Source organism: Halomonas sp. A3H3 (assembly GCF_000982975.1).
In the GTDB taxonomy this organism is placed as follows: domain Bacteria; phylum Pseudomonadota; class Gammaproteobacteria; order Pseudomonadales; family Halomonadaceae; genus Vreelandella; species Vreelandella titanicae.
Window position 1 is genome coordinate 2,442,314 of record NZ_HG423343.1, and the last position, 22,510, is coordinate 2,464,823.

Annotated in this window: 22 protein-coding genes; 15 read left to right on the forward strand and 7 right to left on the reverse strand. The window is 54.6% G+C overall.

Going from position 1 to position 22,510, the window contains the following annotated elements; translation table 11 throughout:
* Positions 1–4: 4 nt before the first annotated feature.
* The 4 genes from HALA3H3_RS10835 (at position 5) to HALA3H3_RS10850 (ending at position 5,291) form a co-directional block, all read left to right on the forward strand.
* Entirely contained in the window at positions 5–1,168 is a 1,164-nt protein-coding gene (locus HALA3H3_RS10835) for a Gfo/Idh/MocA family protein (RefSeq protein ID WP_022521583.1), read from the forward strand.
* 34 nt (positions 1,169–1,202) lie between these two features.
* On the forward strand, positions 1,203–2,360 hold the full coding sequence (locus HALA3H3_RS10840; RefSeq protein ID WP_022521584.1) for a Gfo/Idh/MocA family protein: 1,158 nt from the start codon (positions 1,203–1,205) through the stop codon (positions 2,358–2,360).
* Between the two features lie 85 nt (positions 2,361–2,445).
* On the forward strand, positions 2,446–3,438 hold the full coding sequence (locus HALA3H3_RS10845) for a Gfo/Idh/MocA family protein (RefSeq protein WP_022521585.1): 993 nt from the start codon (positions 2,446–2,448) through the stop codon (positions 3,436–3,438).
* A gap of 134 nt (positions 3,439–3,572) precedes the next feature.
* On the forward strand, positions 3,573–5,291 hold the full coding sequence (locus tag HALA3H3_RS10850) for a purine-cytosine permease family protein (protein ID WP_022521586.1): 1,719 nt from the start codon (positions 3,573–3,575) through the stop codon (positions 5,289–5,291).
* Positions 5,292–5,399: 108 nt separating this feature from the next.
* Here HALA3H3_RS10850 and HALA3H3_RS10855 read toward each other — a convergent pair whose 3' ends face one another.
* On the reverse strand, positions 5,400–6,002 hold the full coding sequence (locus tag HALA3H3_RS10855; RefSeq protein WP_022521587.1) for a helix-turn-helix domain-containing protein: 603 nt from the start codon (positions 6,000–6,002) through the stop codon (positions 5,400–5,402).
* Positions 6,003–6,045: 43 nt separating this feature from the next.
* On the opposite strand from HALA3H3_RS10855, the gene HALA3H3_RS10860 reads away from it, so the two are divergent.
* The 3 genes from HALA3H3_RS10860 to HALA3H3_RS10870 all read left to right on the forward strand — a co-directional run bounded on the left by HALA3H3_RS10860 (position 6,046) and on the right by HALA3H3_RS10870 (position 7,651).
* On the forward strand, positions 6,046–6,750 hold the full coding sequence (locus HALA3H3_RS10860) for a B3/B4 domain-containing protein (RefSeq protein WP_022521588.1): 705 nt from the start codon (positions 6,046–6,048) through the stop codon (positions 6,748–6,750).
* A gap of 139 nt (positions 6,751–6,889) precedes the next feature.
* Positions 6,890–7,105, forward strand: coding sequence for a hypothetical protein (locus tag HALA3H3_RS10865; RefSeq protein ID WP_238326081.1), 216 nt, complete (start codon positions 6,890–6,892; stop codon positions 7,103–7,105).
* An 18-nt stretch (positions 7,106–7,123) separates the two neighbouring features.
* A complete protein-coding gene (locus HALA3H3_RS10870) occupies positions 7,124–7,651 on the forward strand; it encodes a YgjV family protein (RefSeq protein ID WP_022521590.1) in 528 nt (175 codons plus the stop codon).
* Positions 7,652–7,858: 207 nt separating this feature from the next.
* On the opposite strand, the gene ptsJ is transcribed toward HALA3H3_RS10870, so the two are convergent.
* Entirely contained in the window at positions 7,859–9,163 is a 1,305-nt protein-coding gene (gene ptsJ / locus HALA3H3_RS10875; protein ID WP_022521591.1) for a MocR-like B6 salvage transcription factor PtsJ, read from the reverse strand.
* A gap of 106 nt (positions 9,164–9,269) precedes the next feature.
* Between ptsJ and HALA3H3_RS10880 the strand changes: the two genes are divergently transcribed.
* Together HALA3H3_RS10880 and HALA3H3_RS10885 are read left to right on the forward strand one after the other, a co-directional pair.
* A complete protein-coding gene (locus tag HALA3H3_RS10880) occupies positions 9,270–10,163 on the forward strand; it encodes a dihydrodipicolinate synthase family protein (RefSeq protein WP_022521592.1) in 894 nt (297 codons plus the stop codon).
* Positions 10,164–10,225: 62 nt separating this feature from the next.
* Positions 10,226–11,422, forward strand: a complete 1,197-nt coding sequence (locus tag HALA3H3_RS10885; protein ID WP_022521593.1) for an MFS transporter — start codon at positions 10,226–10,228, stop codon at positions 11,420–11,422.
* Between the two features lie 279 nt (positions 11,423–11,701).
* Here HALA3H3_RS10885 and HALA3H3_RS10890 read toward each other — a convergent pair whose 3' ends face one another.
* The 5 genes from HALA3H3_RS10890 to HALA3H3_RS10910 form a co-directional block, all read right to left on the reverse strand.
* Positions 11,702–13,276 (reverse strand): aldehyde dehydrogenase (NADP(+)), encoded by a 1,575-nt coding sequence (locus HALA3H3_RS10890; protein WP_022521594.1) that lies wholly within the window; start codon positions 13,274–13,276, stop codon positions 11,702–11,704.
* A 57-nt stretch (positions 13,277–13,333) separates the two neighbouring features.
* Complete coding sequence (locus HALA3H3_RS10895) at positions 13,334–14,077, reverse strand: cupin domain-containing protein (RefSeq protein ID WP_022521595.1); 744 nt, start codon at positions 14,075–14,077, stop codon at positions 13,334–13,336.
* Positions 14,078–14,117: 40 nt separating this feature from the next.
* Positions 14,118–15,401, reverse strand: coding sequence for a TRAP transporter large permease (locus HALA3H3_RS10900; protein WP_022521596.1), 1,284 nt, complete (start codon positions 15,399–15,401; stop codon positions 14,118–14,120).
* Complete coding sequence (locus tag HALA3H3_RS10905; RefSeq protein ID WP_053856957.1) at positions 15,398–15,895, reverse strand: TRAP transporter small permease; 498 nt, start codon at positions 15,893–15,895, stop codon at positions 15,398–15,400. The genes HALA3H3_RS10900 and HALA3H3_RS10905 overlap by 4 nt, the downstream gene beginning before the upstream one ends.
* Before the next feature lie 68 nt (positions 15,896–15,963).
* Positions 15,964–16,947: a C4-dicarboxylate TRAP transporter substrate-binding protein gene (locus HALA3H3_RS10910; RefSeq protein WP_022521597.1), complete on the reverse strand. Its 984-nt coding sequence runs from the start codon at positions 16,945–16,947 to the stop codon at positions 15,964–15,966.
* A 254-nt stretch (positions 16,948–17,201) separates the two neighbouring features.
* On the opposite strand from HALA3H3_RS10910, the gene HALA3H3_RS10915 reads away from it, so the two are divergent.
* From HALA3H3_RS10915 to HALA3H3_RS10940, 6 genes are all read left to right on the forward strand, one after another.
* Entirely contained in the window at positions 17,202–17,969 is a 768-nt protein-coding gene (locus HALA3H3_RS10915; protein WP_022521598.1) for an RraA family protein, read from the forward strand.
* A 1-nt stretch (position 17,970) separates the two neighbouring features.
* Positions 17,971–18,426 carry a nuclear transport factor 2 family protein gene (locus HALA3H3_RS10920; RefSeq protein WP_022521599.1) on the forward strand — a complete coding sequence of 152 codons (456 nt, stop codon included), beginning with the start codon at positions 17,971–17,973 and terminating at the stop codon, positions 18,424–18,426.
* Between the two features lie 49 nt (positions 18,427–18,475).
* A complete protein-coding gene (locus tag HALA3H3_RS10925; protein ID WP_022521600.1) occupies positions 18,476–19,261 on the forward strand; it encodes an NAD-dependent epimerase/dehydratase family protein in 786 nt (261 codons plus the stop codon).
* Between the two features lie 13 nt (positions 19,262–19,274).
* Positions 19,275–20,366, forward strand: a complete 1,092-nt coding sequence (locus HALA3H3_RS10930) for a mandelate racemase/muconate lactonizing enzyme family protein (protein WP_022521601.1) — start codon at positions 19,275–19,277, stop codon at positions 20,364–20,366.
* Between the two features lie 46 nt (positions 20,367–20,412).
* Positions 20,413–20,718 (forward strand): YciI family protein, encoded by a 306-nt coding sequence (locus tag HALA3H3_RS10935; protein WP_022521602.1) that lies wholly within the window; start codon positions 20,413–20,415, stop codon positions 20,716–20,718.
* A 111-nt stretch (positions 20,719–20,829) separates the two neighbouring features.
* The gene (locus tag HALA3H3_RS10940) at positions 20,830–22,425 is read left to right on the forward strand and encodes an IclR family transcriptional regulator (protein ID WP_022521603.1); all 1,596 of its coding nucleotides are present in this window, start codon (positions 20,830–20,832) and stop codon (positions 22,423–22,425) included.
* The last annotated feature ends 85 nt before the right edge of the window (positions 22,426–22,510 follow it).

The following is a 22,510-nucleotide window of genomic DNA, read 5'->3' on the forward strand; positions in this document are numbered from 1 at the left end:
TATCATGGCTAAGATGCTCAATATTGGCTTGATCGGCAGCGGTTTTATGGGCCAGGCGCATGCGGACGCCTATCACCGCGCGAGGATGCTCTACCGTGACCTACCATTAACGCCGCGGCTATATGCTATTGCTGATCAAGGGGCAGGCGTGGCTGAAGCCGCACGGGAACGCCTCGGTTTCGAGAAAGGTTACGGCGACTGGCGCCAACTGATTGATGACCCCCATGTAGATGTGGTCGATATTACCTCCCCCAACGCGTTGCACCATGAAATGGCGCTGGCTGCTATCGCCGCAGGCAAGCATGTCTACTGTGAGAAACCGCTCTCCATGAGTGATGATCAGGCTCGCGAAATGCACGAGGCGGCCGAGCGGGCGGGTGTGAAAACCATGGTGGCCTTTAACAACATCAAAACACCGGCAGCGCTTCTGGCCAAGCAGTTGATTGACGCCGGTGAGATTGGCCGACCTATTCGGTTCAGAGGGACGTTTGATCAGGGCTTCTTTAATGATCCGGATCTGCCCTGGTCGTGGCGCTGCTCTCGTGAAGGCGCGGGAACCGGGGCGCTAGGGGATCTGGGCGCGCATATTATTAGCGTGGCACAGTTTTTAATGGGCGACCTGGAAGAGGTTAACTGCCAGACGCAGACGCAAATTACCGAACGCCCAGTGCCCTCCAGCGATGCCGGTTACGCCAGCAAGGTCGATAAACACGCAGAAATGCGTCGTGTGGAAAACGATGATCAGACCCAGGCGCTGGTTAAATTTACCTCCGGCGCGGCCGGGGTGATTGAAAGTTCACGCCTCGCGGCTGGTCGAGTGTTTGGCGTGTATTGGGAGATTTCCGGTACCGAGGGCACGCTGTATATGGACGGTGAGAGGTTTAACGAGCTGCAGGTATACCGTTTGAACGACGATAAGCGTGACCGCGGTTTCAAAACCTTGCTGGCCGGCTCCCAGGTGCCGCAGTACCGCGCCTTCTTTGGCTTTGATTTCGCCGGTGGCGGGCTAGGTTTTTTCGACGCCAAGGTGATTGAGGTGCACGACCTGATCGAGGGCATCGCTAACCAGGACGACTGCTTTCCCAACTTTGCCTTTGGCCGCGCCAACCAGCGCATCATCACCGCTATGGATGAATCCGCCCATAGCCGTCAGTGGGTACGCATCTAAACCTTGCAGACGCCCTGGAGATAAGGAGAGCAACATGGCATCAACAAGAATACGCATTGGCATGGTCGGCGGTGGCCCTGGCGCGGGTATTGCCAAAGCGCACCGAATGGGCATGCGGCTGGACAACCGTTATGACTTGGTGGCCGGCGCTTTCTCACGCTCACTGAAGAAGTCTCACCAGGGCGCGGCAGAGCTTAAGATCGACCCTGCCCGTGTCTATGAAGATTATGCGCAGATGGCGGAGAAGGAGAGCACTCGGGAAGAAGGCATCGAGGCAGTGGTGATTGTCACGCCCAACGATAGTCACTACCCGGTGGCCAGCGCCTTCCTGGAAGCAGGCATTCATGTGATTTGCGATAAACCCATGACGGGTGATCTGGATGAGGCGGAACGCCTGCACGCTCTGGCCGAAGCGCGCGGGCTGGTTTTCGCGTTAACCCACAATTACAGCGCCTACGCCATGGTGCGCGAAGCGGCGCATCTGGTACGAGAAGGGGCGCTTGGCGAGTTGCGTATTGCCATGGTGGAGCACGCCTCCGGCTGGGCATGCGCAAAAGTAGAGGACGATGCAAGTAATAAGCAGGCCGCGTGGCGTCTCGACCCGGCTCAGTCCGGCACTACCAGCCTGATTTCTGATCTGGGTACCCATGCCCACCAACTGCTGCGGTTTGTCAGTGGTCAGGAAGTCACCGAGGTGTCTGCAGAACTTAGCACCTGCGTGCCGGGGCGGCGGGTATTCGACGATGCGCAGATCCAGGTACGTCTGGAGAATGGGGCGCGTGGTTCACTGTGGGTCAGCATGGCCGCCACGGGGCACGAGCACGGCTTACGCTTCCGCCTGTTTGGCGATAAGGCTTCTCTGGAGTGGTGTCAGATGGATCCGCACTACCTTACCTTGAAATACCCCGATGGCCGGCGCGAAACCCGCGTGCAGGGACATGATAGCCAGAGCGATGACCAAGCCCGGTTGACGCGGATAGGGCTGGGCCACCCTGAAGGGTTTATCGAGTCCTTTGCCAATCTTTATAGCGACATTGCCGATGTTATCGAGCGATATCGCGATACCAGCCAGGCCGCCTGTCAAGCTCGACCGTTGCCGAACAGTCGTGATGGACTCTTGGGCGTACGCTTTGTTAAGGCCGTTGACGCCTCTCACAACACACAAGGCCAGTGGGTAACCATCGCGCTCTAGGCTTGCAAAACCTGGGTCTTGAAAGCCTGAGCTTTGAAAAGCTTGGCTTTGAAACCCCTGACCTTGAAAAACAGGAGGTACACTTATGCAACGCTTTGCTCTTATTGGTGCTGGGTTTATCGGCTCGCTGCATGCTCGTAACCTGTTTCGCCACCCTAAGGTATCGCTTGATGTTGTGGCCGATATTGATTTGGCTAAAGCCCAGGCGCTGGCAGCTGAGTATGGCGCAAACGCCATCGCGATCGAAGACGTGTTCACCACCGATATTGATGCTGTACTGATCGCCTCATCGACCCCAACCCATGCCGACTTTGTCGAGCAGGCAGCCCGCGCGGGCAAAGCAATCTATTGTGAAAAGCCTATCGACCTGGATACTCGCAGAGCCGAGCAAGCGGTCGCTGCGGTTCGTGAGGCGGGCGTGCCGCTGATGATCGGCTTCAACCGCCGCTTTGACGCCAGCCATGCTTCTCTTAAGAAAGTGGTGGTAAGAGGCGAGCTGGGCAAGATCGAGCTGGTACAGATGACCTGTCGCTCCCAGGAAACCCCACCGATGGCCTATATTGAGGCGTCTGGCGGGCAGATGCGTGATCAGACCATCCACTTTTTCGACTTGCTCTGCTGGCTCACCGAGGATTTGCCGGTAGAGGTGCATGTGATGGGGGATGCGCTTTCTGATCCGCGTATAGGGGAAGCCGGTGATGTGGACACCTCCATTGCCACACTACGCATGGCCTCAGGGGCTCTGGTACAGATCGATTGCACGCGGCGCACCGGCTACGGCTATGACGAGCGCGTAGAATTGTTTGGTGCTGAAGGGATGGCCGAGTCGCGGCGTCAGCCCCATCGCCACCTTTCGATTTACAAAGGGAGTGAACAGATCAGTGATGGGCTGCATGCTGACTGGCTCAAGCGCATAGAACCTACGTTCTACGAAGCGCTAGACACCTTTGTGCGGGGGCTTGAGGGCGAACAGGTTGATTACCCGAATGCCGATGCGGCACTACGTGCCCAGCGTATTGCTGATGCCGCCACGAAGTCGCTACAGACCTGTATGCCGGTCACATTGACGTGGGATTAGGCATTAAAGGTCGACCAAAGTATGGAATGAAATGTTTGCTATTAAAAATTATAGAATATACATTCCATTTAGTCTGATTGTTTACGCTTTAAAACATTCAGTGCTTATAGCCCCAACAACAACAGGAGATGCGCATGAGCACCCCAACCCCCGCGCTGTCGACGGCGGCAAGTGAGAGCGCTCCCTCATCAACATCACAACCGACTGGAGAATTTGAGCATCAGCGAATTCCCGCAAGCCATCAATTAAGCGGCAAGTACTTTCTGGGTTCTTATGCAGGTGAGCACGTAGCGGGAACCGAATTCGTCATCGGCGCTTCGTTAGTTGCGCTGGGGGTTAGTACCAGCGATTTACTCTGGGGCCTGCTCATTGGCAACTTATTTGCCGTGCTTTCATGGGCTTGGGTGTGTAGCCCGGTGGCCGTTCGCTCGCGCATGACCATTTACTGGTATCTAGAGCGGTTGGCAGGTAAGCGCTTTTCGCTTATTTATAATCTTCTTAATGGTTTGATTTTTGCCGTGGTGTCGGGGGCGATGATTACGGTATCGGCGTCTGCCTTCCGAGTGGTGACGACCATACCGCCGCAAACGGCATGGTATCCTCAGAGTATTAGTTTTGTTGCGCTGGTGCTGTTTGTGGGCGCTATTACCGTGTGGATGACCCTAAAAGGATTCAAGCTAATCGCCAATTTCTCAACCGTCTGTTCTCCCTGGATGGCGACCATGTTCTTAGCCAGTGGTGTAGTGACGGTTCCTATACTACTGCACATGGGTGAGTTGGATGGCTTGACCACCTTGGCGGGTGTTGTTGATACCTTTGTCTGGACTGGTGAAACACCTGAAGGAACTCCCGGTATTTCTGTCTGGGTGATTGCCGCCTGGGCCTGGGGCGCTAACCTGCCCATGCATTTAGGGATGAGTGATATGTCGATTCTGCGTTTTGCGCGGAAGTCTTCATATGGATACTTCTCCGCCGCTGGTATGTACATTGGCCACTACATGGCGTGGGTTTGTGCTGGGTTGATGGGCGCTACTGCTGCACTGCTGGCAGGCTCTCAGCTAACCCAGATGGATCCCGGCGGTGTTTCATTTCGGATTCTTGGCGCCATGGGGTTAATTGCGGTAGTGATCGCCGGTTGGACCACGTCGATCCCCAGTCTCTATCGCGCTGGGCTCGCTTTCCAGGCGGTCTTTCCTCAGCACTCACGCGTTCGAGTGACTGCTATAACGGGGGTAGCAACAACACTGATTGCCTGCTTCCCCTTCGTGTTCACCCAGTGGCTCAATGTACTTTCTTACTTCATCATGTTGATTGCTCCGGTGGGCGCCATCATTGCGGCGGAGCACTTTTTACTGCCCCGAATGAAGATCCGCCCGTTCTGGCGTGAGCATTTAGGGCTTGCCAACAATCGTCCAGCGTTTATGGCCTGGAGCATTGGTGTCCTGGTTGGGGTGCTACTTTTATTGGAGGGCTCGCTACACCTCTTCACGCTCTTTATACCCGTGTGGCTAACAAGCTTTATTGCCTATCCACTGCTGTGCCACTTTCAGGGAGACATTGTTAAAGAGGAGATCGATTTTTATCAGCAGGCCTATGGGCCACCCAATCCTGCAGGTCAGCCGGGTGAAGATTCGCCTGATCGTTTGCCAGTGCGTCGCCTTGATCCTTGGTACTTTATCTCTGTGGCGTGCCTGGTAATCATACTGGGTATCGCTGGCTGGTCCTGGCTTCAGGGAGTAGATGCCACTGCACATCTAGACACTTTTCAGCTTCTTATTGTGGTACCAACCGTTCTTTACTTTATTGCAGCTACCCTGTGGATGAAAAAACGTCGGGTACCACGCCATTCATAGGTCGGTTGGCTATTAACGTGTTGGCAAACGAGTTGACTCCACCGCTATGCGGGGTGGAGTCGATTTGTTTGGAAAAGGTAATAGTGCTCAAGTTGCGTGTGCCATTAGTTATTGATGGAGTTCGACCACCGCCATCATAAATACAAGTTTCGATTCGCCATCGTTAGCATACATATGAGGTACATCCGTCCTTGCCACTGCAGAAGAACCTGCAGGAACGATTACGTCGGTATCAGCAACTTTTAGCCTCAGTTCTCCTTGTTCTACATGAAACAGTTCATGTGTCCCATTCGGGTGGCTGTGCGCATTAAATAACTCTTTTGGCTGCATCTCCCAACGCCACATTTCGATCATATTTGGGCCACTTGTGCCTGCAAGCAACCGGGCAGTGCCTCCTTTGGGGCCCGTCCACAACGTTGGGATATCCTTGTTATCGATCACATGCACTGCCGGCGGGCTGGTGACATTAACGATATCCGCTACTGAGATACCGAGTGCTGCTGCTACTTTGCATAAGATGGCAATGCTGGGATTGGCGAGACCTTTCTCCATCTCTACCAGCATCCCCTTGCTGATGCCCGCACGCCGGGAAAGCTCGTCAAGGGAAAGTTTCTGCACCTTTCTATACGCTTTAAGTTTGTTAGCGACAGCTTGGCTGATTGACTGGGCATCAATGTCTGGGTCGGTCGTTATATTGACTTTGTTGGTCATTGGTCACTAAGGTATAATGAAATGGTCACTAGGAGATTCTCCAATGCAACCCGTCATGCCGTCAATCGATTCAGGAATAAGTAAAATCGCACCGGGCTTCCGTGCTATCAGCATTAGCGTGGAGGCTGCAAAAATCGTCGATAAAGGAGTCGCGTCAGAGGCTTTGACTCGGGCCTGTCGGTCACTAGTCGAGAAAGATGCTGCCTGGTCCGAGGCCCACTCACTGGCTTGGGCTGAGGTCTTTCGTACCTTCGGCGCTAAACCACAGCGAACCCCTTGTTCTTCAGATGCTTTACGCAAGCGTGTCTTGAGGGAGGGTAGCCTACCGAGCATTGATCCTGTCGTTGATCTATACAACGCGATCAGCATTGAGTATGCCTTGCCGGTTGGTGGCGAGAATATTGCAGCCTATGTTGGAGAACCCAGGCTGGTAATTGCCAACGGAACGGAATCGTTCGACACCATGAAGGATGGCGCGGTGGCCTATGAGTCTCCTAGTAATGGGGAAGTTGTGTGGCGGGACGATATCGGGGTGACCTGCCGGCGCTGGAATTGGCGGCAAGGGATTCGGACCCGGCTGAGTGCCGATGCGGCGCGTATGTGGTTCATTCTGGAAAGCCTGCCTGCTATGCCCCTCGATGCGCTTCACGAGGCCGGTGACCGTCTCATTGAAGGGCTGCACCTTATGATGCCAGGGGCCGTCATCGATCCTCGACTGGTCAGTTTAGACTCCGGCAATACACTCTAGGAGAGGGCATTCTCCTATGATTAGCTTTCTGCTGGCTATTATTCCCCGCCCTTGTGTCGCTTAAGTGGTAGCACGCACCGTCGCTGGCGTCAGGACGGAAGGCGTCACCTTGACTCTGGGCTTGTCCTTGGGCGGCCTGATGAATATGTTGGCCACAGCCTTGCGCATTACTGAAAGTTTGAACCTGCTATGGGAACTGTTCAGCCAACATGGTAGCAGCCTACGAGTGATAGCTACGTCAGCGGAGCTGGTGGGATTTTGGCCGCCTACCCTGTCTACCGTGGCCCCTTCAGCACTCGAAGGAACAGACCGACAGGAACTTGCCAAGCTGTTGCATGAGTGGCAATTGGCCTAATATGGAGTACGAAACTGTATGGTGGAAAGCTATAGCACGGTAGCTGGTCAGTTTTTTGGCCTGGTATCGCTGGTACTCTGCGTCTGGGCTTTTTCCAGCAAGCAGGACGACCGGCTATTGGTGCTGCTCCTCTCGGCCAACGTGGCCTTCGCCTTACAGTTCATGTTTTTTGAGAGCTGGACTGCTGCTGCCTTGTCGCTGCTGGTCATTGCGCGCGTTGCTCTCGCACGCCGCTATCCGGGCAGTAAGGTAGCAATGATAGTTGTATTGACGGCAAGTGGTGTGGCTTCCGTGCTTACCTGGCAGAGCTGGGCAGACCTGCCTGCCATTGTGGCGATGGTGGTGGGTACGGTGGGCATGTTTCTGCTCCGGGGTATTCCAATGCGTGTCTCGCTAGGCCTGGCAGCACTAGCATGGACACTCAGTCATATCCTGGCTGGCTCGGTCGGGGGGACTCTGGCCGAAGCACTCGTGATTTTGACTAATTCCATAACGATTTATCGCCTCTACCGAGCGAAAAAGCGTTATCCGGGTGTCATTGATTAGTACCTTTCTGAAACACATATAACCCAGCGGTGCCGCTGTTATTATCCAATTAATGGGTATCCAGAATAGCTGTAGGATGACACTTTATGGATAACCGGATTAACTGGATGGTGACACCCTACCTCGAATTGTACCGCGTGATCTAACCATCTCCGCAGCGAGAATAAATATCAGCCAAAGCTGATATTCCCTGTCTGCCAAGCAGCTTCATAGCTGCCGAGCAAAGCACGATTTTAGATCCTCCGCAAAGCGTTGCGCCTGACCATCCTGTAACGTGGATACCGTGACCCTGATCGCCTCAACAGAGCCTTGCACCTCGAAAGCGCTGCCCAGCCGAACCAGCCAGCCTTTCTTGGCGAGGGCGTAGGCCACATCCTTCGCGTCCTGGGGCAGCGGCACCCATACATTGAAACCGCCTGAGGCAGGTGTCACGTCGATTCCCTGGGCTTGCAAGGCCATACTCAATTCATCGCGGCGGCGTGCGTACTCGCTCCGCGTTTTATCGAGTCGTTTCCGGACATCCTTTGACGTCAAGCAGGCGCTAACGATCGCCTGAAGAATGTGGCTCACCCAGGTCATTCCAGGGGCTAGTCGGGTTCGCAGCCGATCCGCCGTTGCCGAATCGCAGGCCACGAAGGCAAGGCGCAGATCCGGCCCCAAGCCTTTAGAAATAGAGCGTATCAGCGCCCAACGGGATGTTGTGGTTGGGATGATGGAGTGATACGGCGTCTCTGCCAGCAGAGCAAAGTGGTCATCGACGATGACCAACACATTAGGATGCGCTACGAGTATCCGCTTCAATGCGTTTGCGCGATGCTTGGACAGGCTGCACCCCGTCGGATTGTGAGCACGCGGCGTGACCAGCACCGCCCGCACGCCCTTATCCAAGGCCGCCTCTAATGCCTCTGGGCACATGCCCGCGTCGTCGATTTCGACGCCCACGGTCTGCATGCCGGCCAATCGCAATGCATTGATGGTGCCTAAGAAGCAAGGATCTTCCACGGCTACTTGGTCGCCGGGCACTAGATGCGCAACCGCTAGGCGCTCAATGGCGTCGACAGCGCCATGCGTCAGCTCCATCTCGTGATGGGACGGGCAATCCGGCTTGAGCCAATCAAGCCCCCATTGGCGAAGTTCGGGAAGGATCGTGTCCTCACCATACAGAAACGGCTTAGGCAAGCATTCGGCCAGTAGCCCCTTCAGCTCGGGTAACCATTGCGGATTGGGGTTTCCGTGGGCGAGATCGACCAATGCCGTTTCGGGACTCAATCCTTCCTGCTCGCCTGCCTGGGGCGGCGAGCAGATGGTAGTGCCCAGGCGTCCCTGCGTGACGGCGATGCCCGCTTTCGCCAGACGCTGGTAGGCCGCCGCGACCGTATTGCGGTTCACATCGAGTGTGGCCGCCAGCTCACGGACAGGCGGCAGCGAGTCGTTGGGCAGCAGGTCACCTTTCTGCACCATTGCACGGATACAGTCGGAAATTTCCAGAGAAGTCTTACCGGTTATCTTCACTTTTGTCCTATGACAATGTATATGTAGTCTGTGACAATGTTACCGTAGGCCTAACGAAAGAAACATAGCGGCCTTTTCACTTATATTGACATAAGGACAATCGACCATGTTTTCCGGCCTCAGCGCATTTCCCTTGACCCCCATGAACGAGAGCGGCATTGACGAAGCGGCGTTTGCCCGACTGGTTGAGCGTCTGGCTGATGCCAGCGTTGATTCCATCGGCGCCCTGGGATCGACGGGCAGCTATGCCTATCTTACGCGAGCAGAACGTGCGCGTGTCGCGCAATTGGCGGTGAAGCATGCTGGCAGCGTGCCAGTGATGGTCGGCATCGGTGCCTTGCGAACGCGCGATGTGCTGGCCCTGGCCGAAGATGCGCAGAAAGCGGGGGCGAGCGCGGTGCTGCTGGCCCCAATGTCGTACCAGAAACTATCCACCGATGAAGTCTTCGATCTCTATGAGACCGTGACCCGCTACCTATCCGTTCCGCTGTGCGTGTACGACAATCCTGGCACAACACATTTTGAATTCAGCGAGGAGCTGTATGGCCGGATCGCTCAGCTTCCCAACGTGCGTTCCATCAAGATTCCTGGTGTTCCGGCAGATCCCGAAACGGCCAAGGCGCATGTCGAGCGTTTGCGCGCCCTGATCCCACCACACGTGACGCTTGGCGTCAGCGGAGATGCTTTCGCCGCAACGGGGCTGAATGCGGGTTGCGAGACTTGGTATTCGGTGATCGGCGGCCTATTCCCCAAGACGGCGCTGGCTATCACCCGCGCTGTACAGGCCGGTGATACGCAGGAAGCGACGCGTCTATCCCAAAGACTGCAACCGCTGTGGGCACTTTTCGGCCAGCACGGCGGCAGCCTGCGTGTCGTCGCGGCCGCTGCGGAGTTGCAAGGGCTAGTAGAGCATCCCTCCTTGCCGCTCCCGCTCAAGGCCCTGGAAGGGGCCAGCCGGAAACAGCTCGCCGTGCTACTTGACGAGCTTGAGCTGGCCTGATGGGCCACGTTGCACTGGGTCAGTTTTTGGGGGCGTGAGCCTTGGCACGGAGAGCTTTTACTGTGAATACAGCTAGCTGGGGCTCTGCCGGGCGGTTCGGTCTTGCCCGCTATGTCATGGCCGCTGCATTAGCGCGCACGGCTGATGGCGGCGCCGTGGTTGCCATCGTACTGTTGGTCACCACACAAGGCGGTAGCGGCAGTCTGGCCGGCTTTTTGGCAGCCTGTATCACAGCGCCGCACCTGCTTGGCCCTTTTGTGGCACGACGCATTGATCTGGCCGACGACGGTCGCAAGGTCATTGCTTTCGCCTGTGTCCTCTATTCGTTCGCCTTGGCGGCAGCAGTCCTCAGCTATGGCCACACCCCGGCTATTCTTACCGGCTTGTTGCTCTCGATTTCAGGCTGTTGCGGCCCATTACTGACGGGTGGCATCAGCAGCCGGTTGCCGACGATCGTCGGCAGCGATCAGCACAGCCAGCGTCGCGCGCAAGGCTGGGACGTCGCCACCTACGGCATCGGCGGGACGATCGGCCCTTCAGTGGTGGCCGCTGTCTCCTCATGGGCCTCGCCGGGGCTGGCTGCTTTCTGTCTAGCGGTGGCGGCCTTTTGTGCCGCCTGGCTGGTCATGCGGCTGCCTTACAGCGCCCCCGAGCACGGAGGCGATGTCCAGAACGTACCGAGCGCCTGGAGCACCATCGCACTGATGGTAAAGGATGGCCCGCTGCGTCGAACCTTGTACATGACCATGCTGGTCGCCTTCAGCATGGCGGCCCTGCCCATCACCGCCGTTCACATGACGACCCTTATTGGTTCACCAGCCGCCAGCGCGGCGGCCATGACGGCGGCTTATGGGATCGGGAATCTCACCGGATCAATAGGCGTCATGCTGCGGCCATTGCGAGGCAGTCCAGACCACTTGATGTCAGTTTTGGCCCTGTGCGTCATTGCTGGGTTGTTTGCAGTAATGGTGAGTCCCACGTTGTTAATCGCCATCGCAACCTTTTGGCTGGCGGGAATAGTCAATGCGTTTTTCTTTGCTGCCACGCTGGCCGCACGGACGGAGTATGCGCCGGCAAAGGGGCGCGGGCAGGTTTTTCTATGGGTGGCGGCGATGAAGATCACAGCGGGTTCCGCCGGTACTGCGGCTGCCGGCGCAATGACAGGTTGGGATGTTCGCATACCGCTGATAGTGGGAATTGGATTGATTGGCTGCGCAGTGGCGCTGTCCTTCGTTGAGCGTTCCATGGAACGATTTTGAGGGACACAGGTAGAGCACATTTAAATTTAGAGAATCAGAACATATAAGGTTGTTTGGAACAGCTGGCCACTCTCGCAGTAGGCTGAAACAATCCAAGCCCGCCACAAATGAGCAATAAATGTTTCGGCCAGTTCTTCATTTAGCCGAAGGAGAAAGTGGGCATATCTGAAGTACGTGATGTTTCATTGGCCTTATTCTTGGTTGCAAGCTGGTCGCTGTACCTAAAAAAGCGGCCCGCAGGCCGCCTAGAAATAACAGATACTTCGCTAAGCATGTCGCTTATTCGCGCTTACCATCTACCAGCCGGGAAATGGTGCAGGGGTTGCCGTCCTTGAGGGAGTGGGGCAAAAGACCTTCCGGCAACGCCTGGTAGCATACCGGGCGCAGGAAGCGGAAGATCGCCGCGCTGCCTACCGAGGTGGTGCGCGAGTCGGAGGTTGCCGGATACGGCCCGCCGTGAACCATGGCATGGCACACTTCCACACCAGTGGGCCAACCGTTGGCCAGAATGCGTCCGGCCTTGCGCTCTAATACCGGCAACAGTGTCTTGGCTGTGGGGAGGTCGCCGTCGTCCATCTGGAGGGTGATCGCCAACTGCCCTCCGAGCTGGGTCGCCACGTGCTTCACTTCAGCCTGGTCGGCGCACTCGATGACCAGAGAGGTGGAGCCAAACACTTCTTCCTGCAGTTCGAGGTCATTCAGGAAATCGCTAGCGCTAGTAACGAACAGCCCAGCTTGGCACTGGTTGGGTGTGTCGCCAGCCTTGCCTCTTGCCGCTTCGCGAACCTTGCCGCTATTGGAAAGCCGCTTCACCCCCTGTTCGTAGGCATAAAAGATGCCTGGGGTCAGCATGGTCTGGCTTCCGATCGCCTTAACTTTCTCGGCAGCGGTCTCAATGAAGACATCTAGCTCGGGGCTCTTGACCGCAATCAACAGGCCGGGACTTGTGCAGAACTGGCCCGCACCCATCTGGAGCGAACCGACAAAGCCTTCAGCGATCTGCTGGCCGCGAGCCTTGAGCGCTTCGGGCAGTAGGAATACCGGATTGATGGAGCTCATCTCGGCGTACACCGGGATGGGCTGCGGTCGCGCTTGGGCGGTCTTCATCAGGGCGGTGCCGCCATTACGAGAGCCGGTGAATCCCACTGCTTGGATGCGCGGGTCGGCGACCAGCGCCTGACCGATCTCTCTACCCGAGCCGAACAATAGCGAGAAGGTGCCTTCCGGAAGCCTGCAGATTTTTACCGCCCGCTGCACGGCGCGGCCCACCAGTTCGGAGGTGCCGGGGTGGGCGGAATGCCCCTTAACTACTACGGGGCAGCCAGCGGCCAGTGCTGAGGCGGTGTCACCGCCCGCTACCGAGAAGGCTAGGGGAAAGTTGCTGGCGCCGAATACGGCTACTGGGCCGAGTGCGATGTGGCGCTGACGTAGATCGGCGCGGGGCATCGGTGTACGTCCCGGTAGGGGCGGGTCAATGCGCACATCGAGCCATTCACCGGCGCGCACCACGTTGGCAAAAAGGCGCAGCTGGCCACAGGTACGACCACGCTCGCCTTCTAGGCGTGCCTGGGGCAGGCCTGTTTCGGCCATGGCACGCTCGATCAGTTCATCACCGATACTTTCGATCTCGCTGGCGATGGTCTCAAGGAACACCGCGCGATCTTCTAGTGAGGTTTCGCGGTAAATACCGAAAGCCGCTTCGGCTAGTTCGCAGGCGTGCTCAACCTCATCCTTTGTGCCACCTGCAAAGGTAGGCTCAAGGGGCTCATTGGTAGCCGGGTTGATGGCATTGATAGGCTTGGAGCTGCCGCTGACGGCACTCTGGCCGATAAGTAACTTGCCAGTGATAGGCATAACGAAAGGTTCTCCTGAGTTGATGCGATAAACTTGCCAAAAAGCTAAATAATAGCGTTAGTCATCGAGTTCCTGGTGACTTTGAGTGATAAAGACCATGTCGTTCTGATTAAAGAAAAAATCCAACCACAGATAGTGAAGATGTTGGCCAGCCTCAACGGCGACGCCATGCTCAGACCCCAAAGGAATGTGCACTAGGGAATTGCCAGGCACCGGATGGGGCTCTCCATTTATTTCCAGGGTGATCTGGCTTTCAGGCAAAACCATGAATAGCTGATCCAGTATGGGGTGGGCATGAGGAGCAACCCGGTCTGGTCCAATCGCTTCCACCGAACCCATGCAGAAACGTGGCACTACACCTGGGGGGATAACCTTGCGGCTAGTGGTTTTCTCACTTTTTGAGGCATCGCGATAGCGAGCGCTAGTGCGGTAGCGCTGTAAATAGGGAAAGCTGTTAGTATCCTGCTGTAAAGCCTTCCACTCCTGCGGCGTTAGCTCCAGCACGATTTCCAGGAAACTAGCCCCATCAAGGGACGCTAAACAAATGTCGGTACCTGGCATCGGCACGAGTGCAGCCCGCTCGGTGATTTGCTCCTGATCAGCCTGCTGGCAGGTTAGATCTCCTTCCAGCAGGAACAGAATGCTCAATCTGTCTTGTTGCTCAGCCAGTACCCGTTCCCCGGCAGGCGGTAGCGTATGGTGGCGCACCATAGCCCCCTGGATTTCTCCCTCAAGCAGGTTGCGAGTCGCTGGTTGCCCGCCGCACGGCAAAGGATTGAGTGTAGTGTAAGAAAGATGCATCGACTCTCTCCGCTATTGATGTAGTACGGTCATGAACGGCTCAGAAGCCTGAGAATTGGTTGGGTAGGTACATGACTAAATCCGGCACCAATAGCAGGAACACCATCAGGGCCAAAAAGCTTAATATGAAAGGAATAGAGGCAACGAAGTAGTCCCAGGTACTCACTTTCAAAAGCCCACAAACGGTGTACATGCATACGCCGACTGGCGGTGTGTTACCTCCTAAAGAGACCATCGTCACGAAGATCACCCCAAAGTGAACAGGATCAAGACCGATGCCTGTTGCCAATGGAAGTAAAATCGGTGTCAGTAACAGCACATTGACCGTGGCCTCCATCAGCATGCCAACCACGACCATGAACAGCATCACCAGCATGAACACAACCAAGGTGTTATCCGAAAGGCCTAATATCAATTGGGAAATTGTCTGAGGCACCTGATCAAGCACAAATACATGTCCCAACATCGCCGAAGTCATGACAATTAAAGTCACCACACCAACATCGGTCACTGAATCATGAAGCGCTTCCATTGCGGCTTTCCAATCGAGCTCTTTATGAATAAAGATACCGACTACTAATGAGTAAAGCACCACGAAAGCCCCAGCTTCAGTGGGCGTAAAGACGCCAAACCGAATCCCAACAAGAAGAAGAACGGGAAACATAAGCGCCCAAATGGATCTGACAAATGAATTCCCTAATTCTTTAAGTGTTGGAAGTCTATCCAGTTCCGGCTGATAGTTATTCCGCTTGGATATGCCCCAAGCAACGAACATATAAATAACCATTAACAGAAGACCGGGCACGATACCTGCCAGCAACAATTTGCCAATCGATACATTGCCCACAAACCCAAAAACGATCAGGCCAATACTGGGCGGTATGGTTGCTGTTATAACGGCACTATACGCAATGACTGCTGCAGTGAATCCCTTGCTATAGCCGCTTTCAATCATGTGGCCGCCGAGGATTCGTGACTGCATGGAAGCATCTGCGACTGCCGACCCAGAAACGCCCCCCATCAGGGTTGATAATACGATACTTACTTGGGCCATCCCCCCGACCATCCAGCCGGTGAGCATTTTGGAAAAATCCAATAAGCGATGAGTGATGCCGGTTCGGTTCATCAAATTGCCAGCGAGAATAAAAAGCGGGATAGCCAGCAAAGGGAACGACTGTGTCGCAGTGGCCAGTTTCTGAACGGCAATGCTGACAGGAATAGGGCTATCTACCAGGTAGTACAGTAAGCTCGCAATGCCGATAGCGAACGCTGCTGGCATTGCTGTAAATAGCAAGATCAAAAAAACTGGGAATACTAAAGTCATATCACGTTCCCCTGAGTAGTCGATCTACGGATCTTGCGCCATTCATTTATATCGGTGACGCATTGCACCATCATTGTTATCAATAACAGTAGACATCCCACCGGGATAGCAGCGACCACCCATCCATAACTAAAGCCAATAGATGACACTGTTCTTCCTGAGCTAACGATTACTAGGTGATAGCCGTGAATAACGATAAAAAGTAAGAAAGAAAACATAAGCAATCGGTGCATGATGTTTATTGATACCGCCACGAGAGGCACCTTGTTTATAAGTCCGCTAAAAAGATCCACGACTACATGCGCATGAAGGCGTAAGGCTTGATTTGCAGATAGTATGCCCAGCCAGACGAAAATTGATTGTGATAGTTCTACCGACCAGGTAACCGGATAACCAGAGTAGCGAGCGATAGAGCCCACCAACACCACTGCTACCAGTATGCTGAACAACAGTTTTGTGATTACACCCTCACACTTGGTAAGGAAGTCAGTCATGTTAATAGCCCCTATAACCTAGGCCGAGCAACGGAGGCACGCCCCCGCCACTCGGCAATGCCTCTCGTTTACTGAGAAGAAGAGAGCGCTTCTTGAACAGCGTCATAAGCTTCTTGTAGCTCCATCTTCTCGTAGTAGCCGTAATCTGAAACCGACTGCTTGAAGACCTCTTCATCTACCTCAATTAATTGAGTGCCCGTTTCCTCAGGAATGGCACTCTTGACTTCTTCGATACGTTGGAGGAGTACCTCTGATGCATGACGCCCTCCGTTTCGAGCCTCTTCCTTTAGCGCTATTTGGTACTCTTCAGGTAGGCTATAGAACCAATCTCTACCGACGACGAGTGCTGTAATCAATTCAATATGGCGTGTCAGTGAAATGTACGGTGAGACCTCATGAAACCGAGTTCCATAACCCCCCATTATTTGAGCGCCAGCTCCATCGATGACGTCGGTCTGCATGGCTGAATACACCTCCCCCCATGCCAAGGGCGTTGGCGTGGCACCCAATGCCGCCATGGATTCCGTCCAGATCGGTGCTTGAGGGGTTCGAACCCGCATGCCCTCTAAGTCTGATGGCTCATGGATCTCTTCCTTGCTGAAAATGTGTCGAGCACCTTGATACCAGTTAAAAGACAAAACGACGATCCCAGCCTGTTCTTCTATTGCTTTCTCCCACTCATTAAAAAGATCAGTTTCTACGAAGCGGGCGGCCTCTTCGTAGCCGTCGAAGACATAAGGGGAGTTAAGTACACCAATTTCTGGAACGTAGTCCGCGAGATAGGCTGCATCGGTCAGTGCTGCGGTATTGGCGCCAGCCATCGCCTGCTCCATCACATCCTGCGTATCTCCCAGTTGGGAGCTAGGGAAGATACGTACTTGGATATCTCCATTGGTGCGATCCTCCACGTTTTGCTTGAAGAGCTCGAACCCAGCTATCAGCGGGTCATCCGCAGTTTGAGTAGTGCTGACGTTTAGTTGCATAGCATGAGCTGACGTCAATCCGACCACCATGTATCCGATGGCGGCTGTTGTAAGCGTTTTCTTCCACATGTTTTCTGTCTCTCTCTGTTTGATTTATTATCACATTATAAATATCAACCAATCTATATCATTATGCAATACGATTAGACTAAAGGATGATTTTTCAAGGTGCATGTTTTTAAGTAATTGAATTATATAAAATATATTAGATTTAGAGATGCTTTTAAAAGATGAGGTGAATAATTATTGACTTTAGATCTAAGCATTGACAATCTTTTATTATTCGTCAAGAATCACAATATGATAAACAAAGGAGGTAGGGTATGAGCGATCTTTCACCCCTGGCAAGTGGCACACTGGAACTGCTCGGCAAGAGCAGTACCGCTACTATTACTACTCAGCTATTTAAGCGCGGCTACCGACAGCAATTCCTGGTAGGGCTGAAGCCCATGAATCCCGACGTTGCCAGCTTCGTAGGCATTGCTTTTACACTGCGCTTTATCCCCTCCCGCGAAGATAAGGATTGGGATTTGGGTGATCTTGCCAAGCGAGGCGAGGACAATCTGCAATGGGAAGCGATAGAGAGCGTCAGCGAGGGTGAAGTACTAATAATCGACAGCTGCCAGGATCCGCGTGCAGCGTCCGCTGGCGATATGCTGCTGACCCGCTTGCTCAAGCGTGGTGCCGCCGGTGCGGTAACGGATGGCGCCTTTCGCGATGGCAAGGAAGTGGCCAAGATAGGCCTTCCCGCCTACAGCCGTGAAAACACGGCCACAACCCGGCCTGCCTTCCTGCGTGCAATAGACATGCAGGTGCCAATCGGCTGTGCTGGTGTTGCTGTTTATCCTGGGGATGTAGTGGTTTCCGATGGTAATGGTGTAGTGGTCATTCCTCGCAGTATTGCCGACGACCTGGCCGTGGACGCCTACGAGCAGGAACAGCGCGAACAGTATCTGCACAAGAAAATTGAGGCTGGCGCACCGCTGTGGGGCACTTATCCACCCAATGCCAAGACGCTCGCCGAGTATGAGCAACACCGTGCAGAGCAGAGTCAGAGTGGACAGTCACGTACCCGCCAGCAAGGAATCTGAAATGAGCGATATAGCCAAACAGCGTGAAGCAATTATTCGTAAATACTTCGATGGCTGTAACGAAGCCAATGTCGAAAAAATGATGCACTGTTTCACTAAAGATGCTGTGCACTATTTTCCCCCCGGCTTGCCCGATATTCCGTGGCGCAGCGCCCGAACCATTGCAGAGAAATGGGTTTGGTGTGTAGAAAACTTCGGTTCCAGCTGGACGATTGAGAACGTATTAGTGGGCGCCGACGGCTATGAGGCCGTCATAGAGTGGACACATTGGAAAGCCAAGTTGGGAGAAGCCTTGCGTGGCGATGAGTGGTACCGATTTGATCCTGAAACGGGTCTTATTACCGAAATTCGTGCCTATTATGCTTCACGCGTTGATAAGGAACGCCCCATGAATGAGCTTGAGGGTTTCGACTACGCTGGCCGTGGCTATGCGCTGAAGCCTCCAGTACAAAGTTAAGCCAATACGTGCTTCCGGCCCACTTTATAACAATGGCAAAGAGATCATTATGAAAACACTGCTGATCACCGGTGCAGGTGGACGTGTCGGCAAGATACTCCGTCCTCATCTGCGCCAGCGTTATCGCCTTCGCCTGCTTGATACCCAGCCTATCGAGACGATCACTTCCACAGAAGAGGGCATTGTTGGCGACTTACGCGATCCGGTCACTCTTCAGCAAGCCGTACAGGGGGTCGACGGTATCCTGCATTTGGCATGCGTCCATGGAACCGAGCTAGATTTTGAGGATACGTTGGACGTTAACTACCGTGCCACCCTAGCGCTACTCGAAGCCGCCAGGCAGGCAGCGGTTGGGCGCTTTATTTTCGCCAGCAGCCACCATGTGGTTGGTCAGTACCACGCAGACGATCTCCCAGGCGATGATGCTTCACCGGCACCCGACAGCTACTACGGTTTAAGCAAAGCTTTCGGAGAGGCAGCCTGTGCGATGTATGCCCAACGCTACGGTATCGGAACCCTATCTATCCGTATCGGCAATGCTGACCCGAGTGTTATAGACGCGCGCCGTCGGCGCCTGTGGATCAGCGCCCGTGACCTCGCACAACTGATTGACATAGGCATGACCCATGAGCAACTTAAACATGCCATCGTCTATGGCATTTCACGCAGCCCAGACCCCATGTTCAAAAACACAAGTGCTCAGACGTTAGGGTACTGCCCTCAAGATAATGCAGAGGATTTCATCGACCCAAAATTTATCAATTTTGAGGCAATGCCCGAGGCTGAGGGGCCCGACTATGTTGGCGGTGGCTACGCTGGGAGCCAACTGAAATGATTAGGAGGTCACCATGAAGATCTGCTCACTTGATACCTTTATCGTCGACATTCCTTTTTTCGATGGCGGTAAGGGCATTGGCATTACGCCCACGAGGTGGAACAGCTTGGAAACAGTTTTAATCCGCTTAGAAGACGAGGCCGGCAATGTCGGCTGGGGGGAGGCCTTTGGCTACTTCACCGCCGATGCTGTTAAGGCCGTTATTGATAGATTGATATCTCCTCTTATCGTGGGAGCCACAATCGAGAATATCGTTAGTTACAATCAGGTTCTTCAGCAACGACTCCATCTATTTGGCCGCTACGGGATTACCCTATTTGCCATTTCAGGTATCGATATTGCCCTATGGGATCTTAAAGCTCGGCGCGAACAAGTTCCCTTGCACCAACTCTTTGGTAACCAGACACGTTCGCAGGTACCGGTTTACGCAAGCCTGGTTCGCTATGCGGATGGCCCGCTTGCTGCTGAAATATGTCAGAAAGCGTTAGCCAATGGTTTTACTGATCTCAAGTTACATGAAATAACGCTTGAAGAGATTCGTGCCTGCCGAGTAGTCGTGGGGGACAGCACGCCCATGGCTGTGGACGTTAACTGTAGTTGGAGCGAAGCGGAAACTCATTCACGTCTTGCTGAACTTAAAGAGTTATCCATTGCCTGGCTGGAAGAGCCTATCTTCCCACCGGAAGACTATGCCAAGCTCGCCGAGTTTAGGGGCAGCGGCGTGGCCTTGGCCTGCGGCGAAAACTGGTGTACCTCCATGCAATTCTCAGCGGCTATCGAGCGGGGGGCGGTGGATTATGTGCAGCCCAGCGTGACCAAAGTGGGTGGTATCAGCGAATGGCTAAGCATCGCTCGTAAAGCTGAAGATGCTAACGTTGCTCTGATGCCCCATACGCCCTATTTCGGCCCTGGCCTTTTCGCGAGCCTTCACTTGGCGGCAGCCTTTCCCCAGGCTATTCAACTCGAATACCTCTTTGTCGAGCCTCGGGCGTGGTTATTCGACGTGGAGGGGCATCGCCAAAATAATCAGTTCCTGCTTCCTGAAGGGCCTGGCCTGGGCGTTACTCCCGATCACGAGGTGCTGACGCGCTACCGTCGGGCTTGACCATGCGTATCGTTTATTACCCTAAATTTAAAACAAGGAAATAAAAATGCACTTTATGATCATTGCGCAGGATGCTAAAGCAGCAGATACATTGGAAAAACGCCTAGCGGCTCGCCAAGAGCATATGCAGGATATTAAAGCCCGTAAGCTTGATGGCAGTATTGTCGATGGAGGCGCCATTCTCGATGAAGAGGGCCAAATGTGCGGCTCTGCGGTGTTCTGTGACTTCGAAAGCCGCGCAGCTCTTGAGGGCTATCTTGAAAAAGAGGTCTACATGCGAGAGGGCGTCTGGGGAGAGGTGCAGATCTACCCTGTAAAGCGGGTCGACTGGGACACCCTGCTGAACTCATGATGTGTACATTTGCTTTGGGGCGACGCTAAACCATCAATCCAGCTCTGACAGATGCGGTACCTACTGTGTATCATGAGGCATCGCACGGTATCTTCGCAACAGGCACCCACCATGACCCAAGCCACCCAGGAGCCCACCAAGCGGGCGCGCCAAGCCACCATCAACGACGGTGGCGGCGGAGGCACACAACTACTCGATAAGGCCCTCAATATCGTCGAGTTGGTGGCCCACTCTAACAAACGCCTTACCGCACACGACATCGCTATCGAGATGGGCTACACCAAGCCCACCGCTTATCGGATTCTCGCCGCCCTGGTGAGACGAGGTATGTTGTCGCTGGATAATCGCGACCAGGCCTACGAGTTGGGCCTTCGCTTCTCCGAACTGACCACTAGCCTGCGCTCCAGTCACCGCTTCTTGATGCTCATAGAGAATGACTTGATCAATCTTTCGGCACGCACGGGCGAAACTGTCACTGTGGGTATTGCCGAAAAGGATTCAGTACGCATTGTCAGTCGTTACAGCCTCGGCTATGAGGTCACGGTAGGCGCCTCGAGCGGCAGTAAGCGCCCCTTCCACGCCTCAGGCATCGGCAAGGTTGCACTCGCTTTCCTGCCCGTCGAGCAAAGTGCACAGTACATGAAGCGTATCCACTTCCAGGCCCTTACACCTCGGACATTGCAGAACGAGGATGCCCTAGAAGAAGAGCTGCGATTGATTCGCGCTCGCGGCTACGCCATTGATGACGAAGAAATCATCGAAGGCGTACGCTGCGTAGCGCAACCACTGCTGAGTCGGCAAGGTGAGCTGATAGGCGCCATCAGCCTCTCGGCGCCCACCTACCGCATGCCGCCTCACCGTGTGCGCACGATCGCCATTGCGCTCGGTCATATCTCCAACGCCTTGGCCGAGCGTCTGAGTCTTCCGAGCCAACACTACGATGCTCCTGTCTCCCAGCTCAGTTGCCTGCACGAAGGTGGCCTGTTCAAGCCGCTGGCGATCGGTATGCATCGGGAGCACCTAGTAGTCATGGACGCCATGGCCCCGGCGCTGCACTTCTTCACGGCGGATGGAATGCTCATCGAAACCAGGGAACTGCCTTTTACTCCTCGCCATGGTGCCATCTCCGCCAACGGACAGATCATGCTGGCTCGGGGACGTGAATGGTTCGAATGGATATCAACGACACAAGCACTAGTCGCGCGAGGCGAGCAAGAGTCAGCCATTAGCGCTTTGGCCTTCGATGGCGAACGACTCTATCTGGGGCTGGATGGCGATTCACCGCGCATCGTCGCGGCCGAATGCGAAACGCCTCCTATCATGCTGAGAAATACGCCGCGCCTGATGGCCTGTGACCAAGGCAGGGTGGCGGTGAGCCATAGTGAGGATGCCGGTGTCGAGCTTCTGCAGCTTGCCGACGGTGCCTCCCTAGCGCATGTTAGGGAGGACGCCAGCGTCGGCGATTTATGCGGTCTGATGTTGCACAACCAGACGCTGTTCACCACGGGCGACCACGCACGCTATATTCGCCAGACTCATATTGAAACCGGCAGCCAGGACTATCTGATTGCTCCCGAATGCCATATCACCGCAATTGCACGAGTGGGTGATCACATTTATTTGGCCGGGGCCAATCTCGACGCCGTACTTGATGACGAAAGTACCCACATCCCGGGCTCGTTATACCGGCTGCCATCCAATGACTGAGCGGCGTCCCCTTAAAATGGAAGATCGCCGCTGTAATAGCGGTGGCGATCTTTTGTTTAGGGCGATAACGAACAGCTATATCAGG

Bases quoted from the DNA above. Each gene is read 5' to 3' on its own strand.
- HALA3H3_RS10840 (WP_022521584.1), top strand. From the start codon at position 1,203: ATGGCATCAACAAGAATACGCATTGGCATGGTCGGCGGTGGCCCTGGC.
- HALA3H3_RS10855 (WP_022521587.1), bottom strand. From the start codon at position 6,002: ATGACCAACAAAGTCAATATAACGACCGACCCAGACATTGATGCCCAG.
- HALA3H3_RS10935 (WP_022521602.1), top strand. From the start codon at position 20,413: ATGCACTTTATGATCATTGCGCAGGATGCTAAAGCAGCAGATACATTG.
- HALA3H3_RS10870 (WP_022521590.1), top strand. From the start codon at position 7,124: ATGGTGGAAAGCTATAGCACGGTAGCTGGTCAGTTTTTTGGCCTGGTA.
- HALA3H3_RS10910 (WP_022521597.1), bottom strand. From the start codon at position 16,947: ATGTGGAAGAAAACGCTTACAACAGCCGCCATCGGATACATGGTGGTC.
- HALA3H3_RS10880 (WP_022521592.1), top strand. From the start codon at position 9,270: ATGTTTTCCGGCCTCAGCGCATTTCCCTTGACCCCCATGAACGAGAGC.
- HALA3H3_RS10865 (WP_238326081.1), top strand. From the start codon at position 6,890: ATGAATATGTTGGCCACAGCCTTGCGCATTACTGAAAGTTTGAACCTG.
- HALA3H3_RS10915 (WP_022521598.1), top strand. From the start codon at position 17,202: ATGAGCGATCTTTCACCCCTGGCAAGTGGCACACTGGAACTGCTCGGC.
- HALA3H3_RS10845 (WP_022521585.1), top strand. From the start codon at position 2,446: ATGCAACGCTTTGCTCTTATTGGTGCTGGGTTTATCGGCTCGCTGCAT.
- HALA3H3_RS10920 (WP_022521599.1), top strand. From the start codon at position 17,971: ATGAGCGATATAGCCAAACAGCGTGAAGCAATTATTCGTAAATACTTC.
- HALA3H3_RS10925 (WP_022521600.1), top strand. From the start codon at position 18,476: ATGAAAACACTGCTGATCACCGGTGCAGGTGGACGTGTCGGCAAGATA.
- HALA3H3_RS10890 (WP_022521594.1), bottom strand. From the start codon at position 13,276: ATGCCTATCACTGGCAAGTTACTTATCGGCCAGAGTGCCGTCAGCGGC.
- HALA3H3_RS10850 (WP_022521586.1), top strand. From the start codon at position 3,573: ATGAGCACCCCAACCCCCGCGCTGTCGACGGCGGCAAGTGAGAGCGCT.
- HALA3H3_RS10930 (WP_022521601.1), top strand. From the start codon at position 19,275: ATGAAGATCTGCTCACTTGATACCTTTATCGTCGACATTCCTTTTTTC.
- HALA3H3_RS10895 (WP_022521595.1), bottom strand. From the start codon at position 14,077: ATGCATCTTTCTTACACTACACTCAATCCTTTGCCGTGCGGCGGGCAA.
- HALA3H3_RS10900 (WP_022521596.1), bottom strand. From the start codon at position 15,401: ATGACTTTAGTATTCCCAGTTTTTTTGATCTTGCTATTTACAGCAATG.
- HALA3H3_RS10860 (WP_022521588.1), top strand. From the start codon at position 6,046: ATGCAACCCGTCATGCCGTCAATCGATTCAGGAATAAGTAAAATCGCA.
- HALA3H3_RS10835 (WP_022521583.1), top strand. From the start codon at position 5: ATGGCTAAGATGCTCAATATTGGCTTGATCGGCAGCGGTTTTATGGGC.
- HALA3H3_RS10940 (WP_022521603.1), top strand. From the start codon at position 20,830: ATGACCCAAGCCACCCAGGAGCCCACCAAGCGGGCGCGCCAAGCCACC.
- HALA3H3_RS10905 (WP_053856957.1), bottom strand. From the start codon at position 15,895: ATGACTGACTTCCTTACCAAGTGTGAGGGTGTAATCACAAAACTGTTG.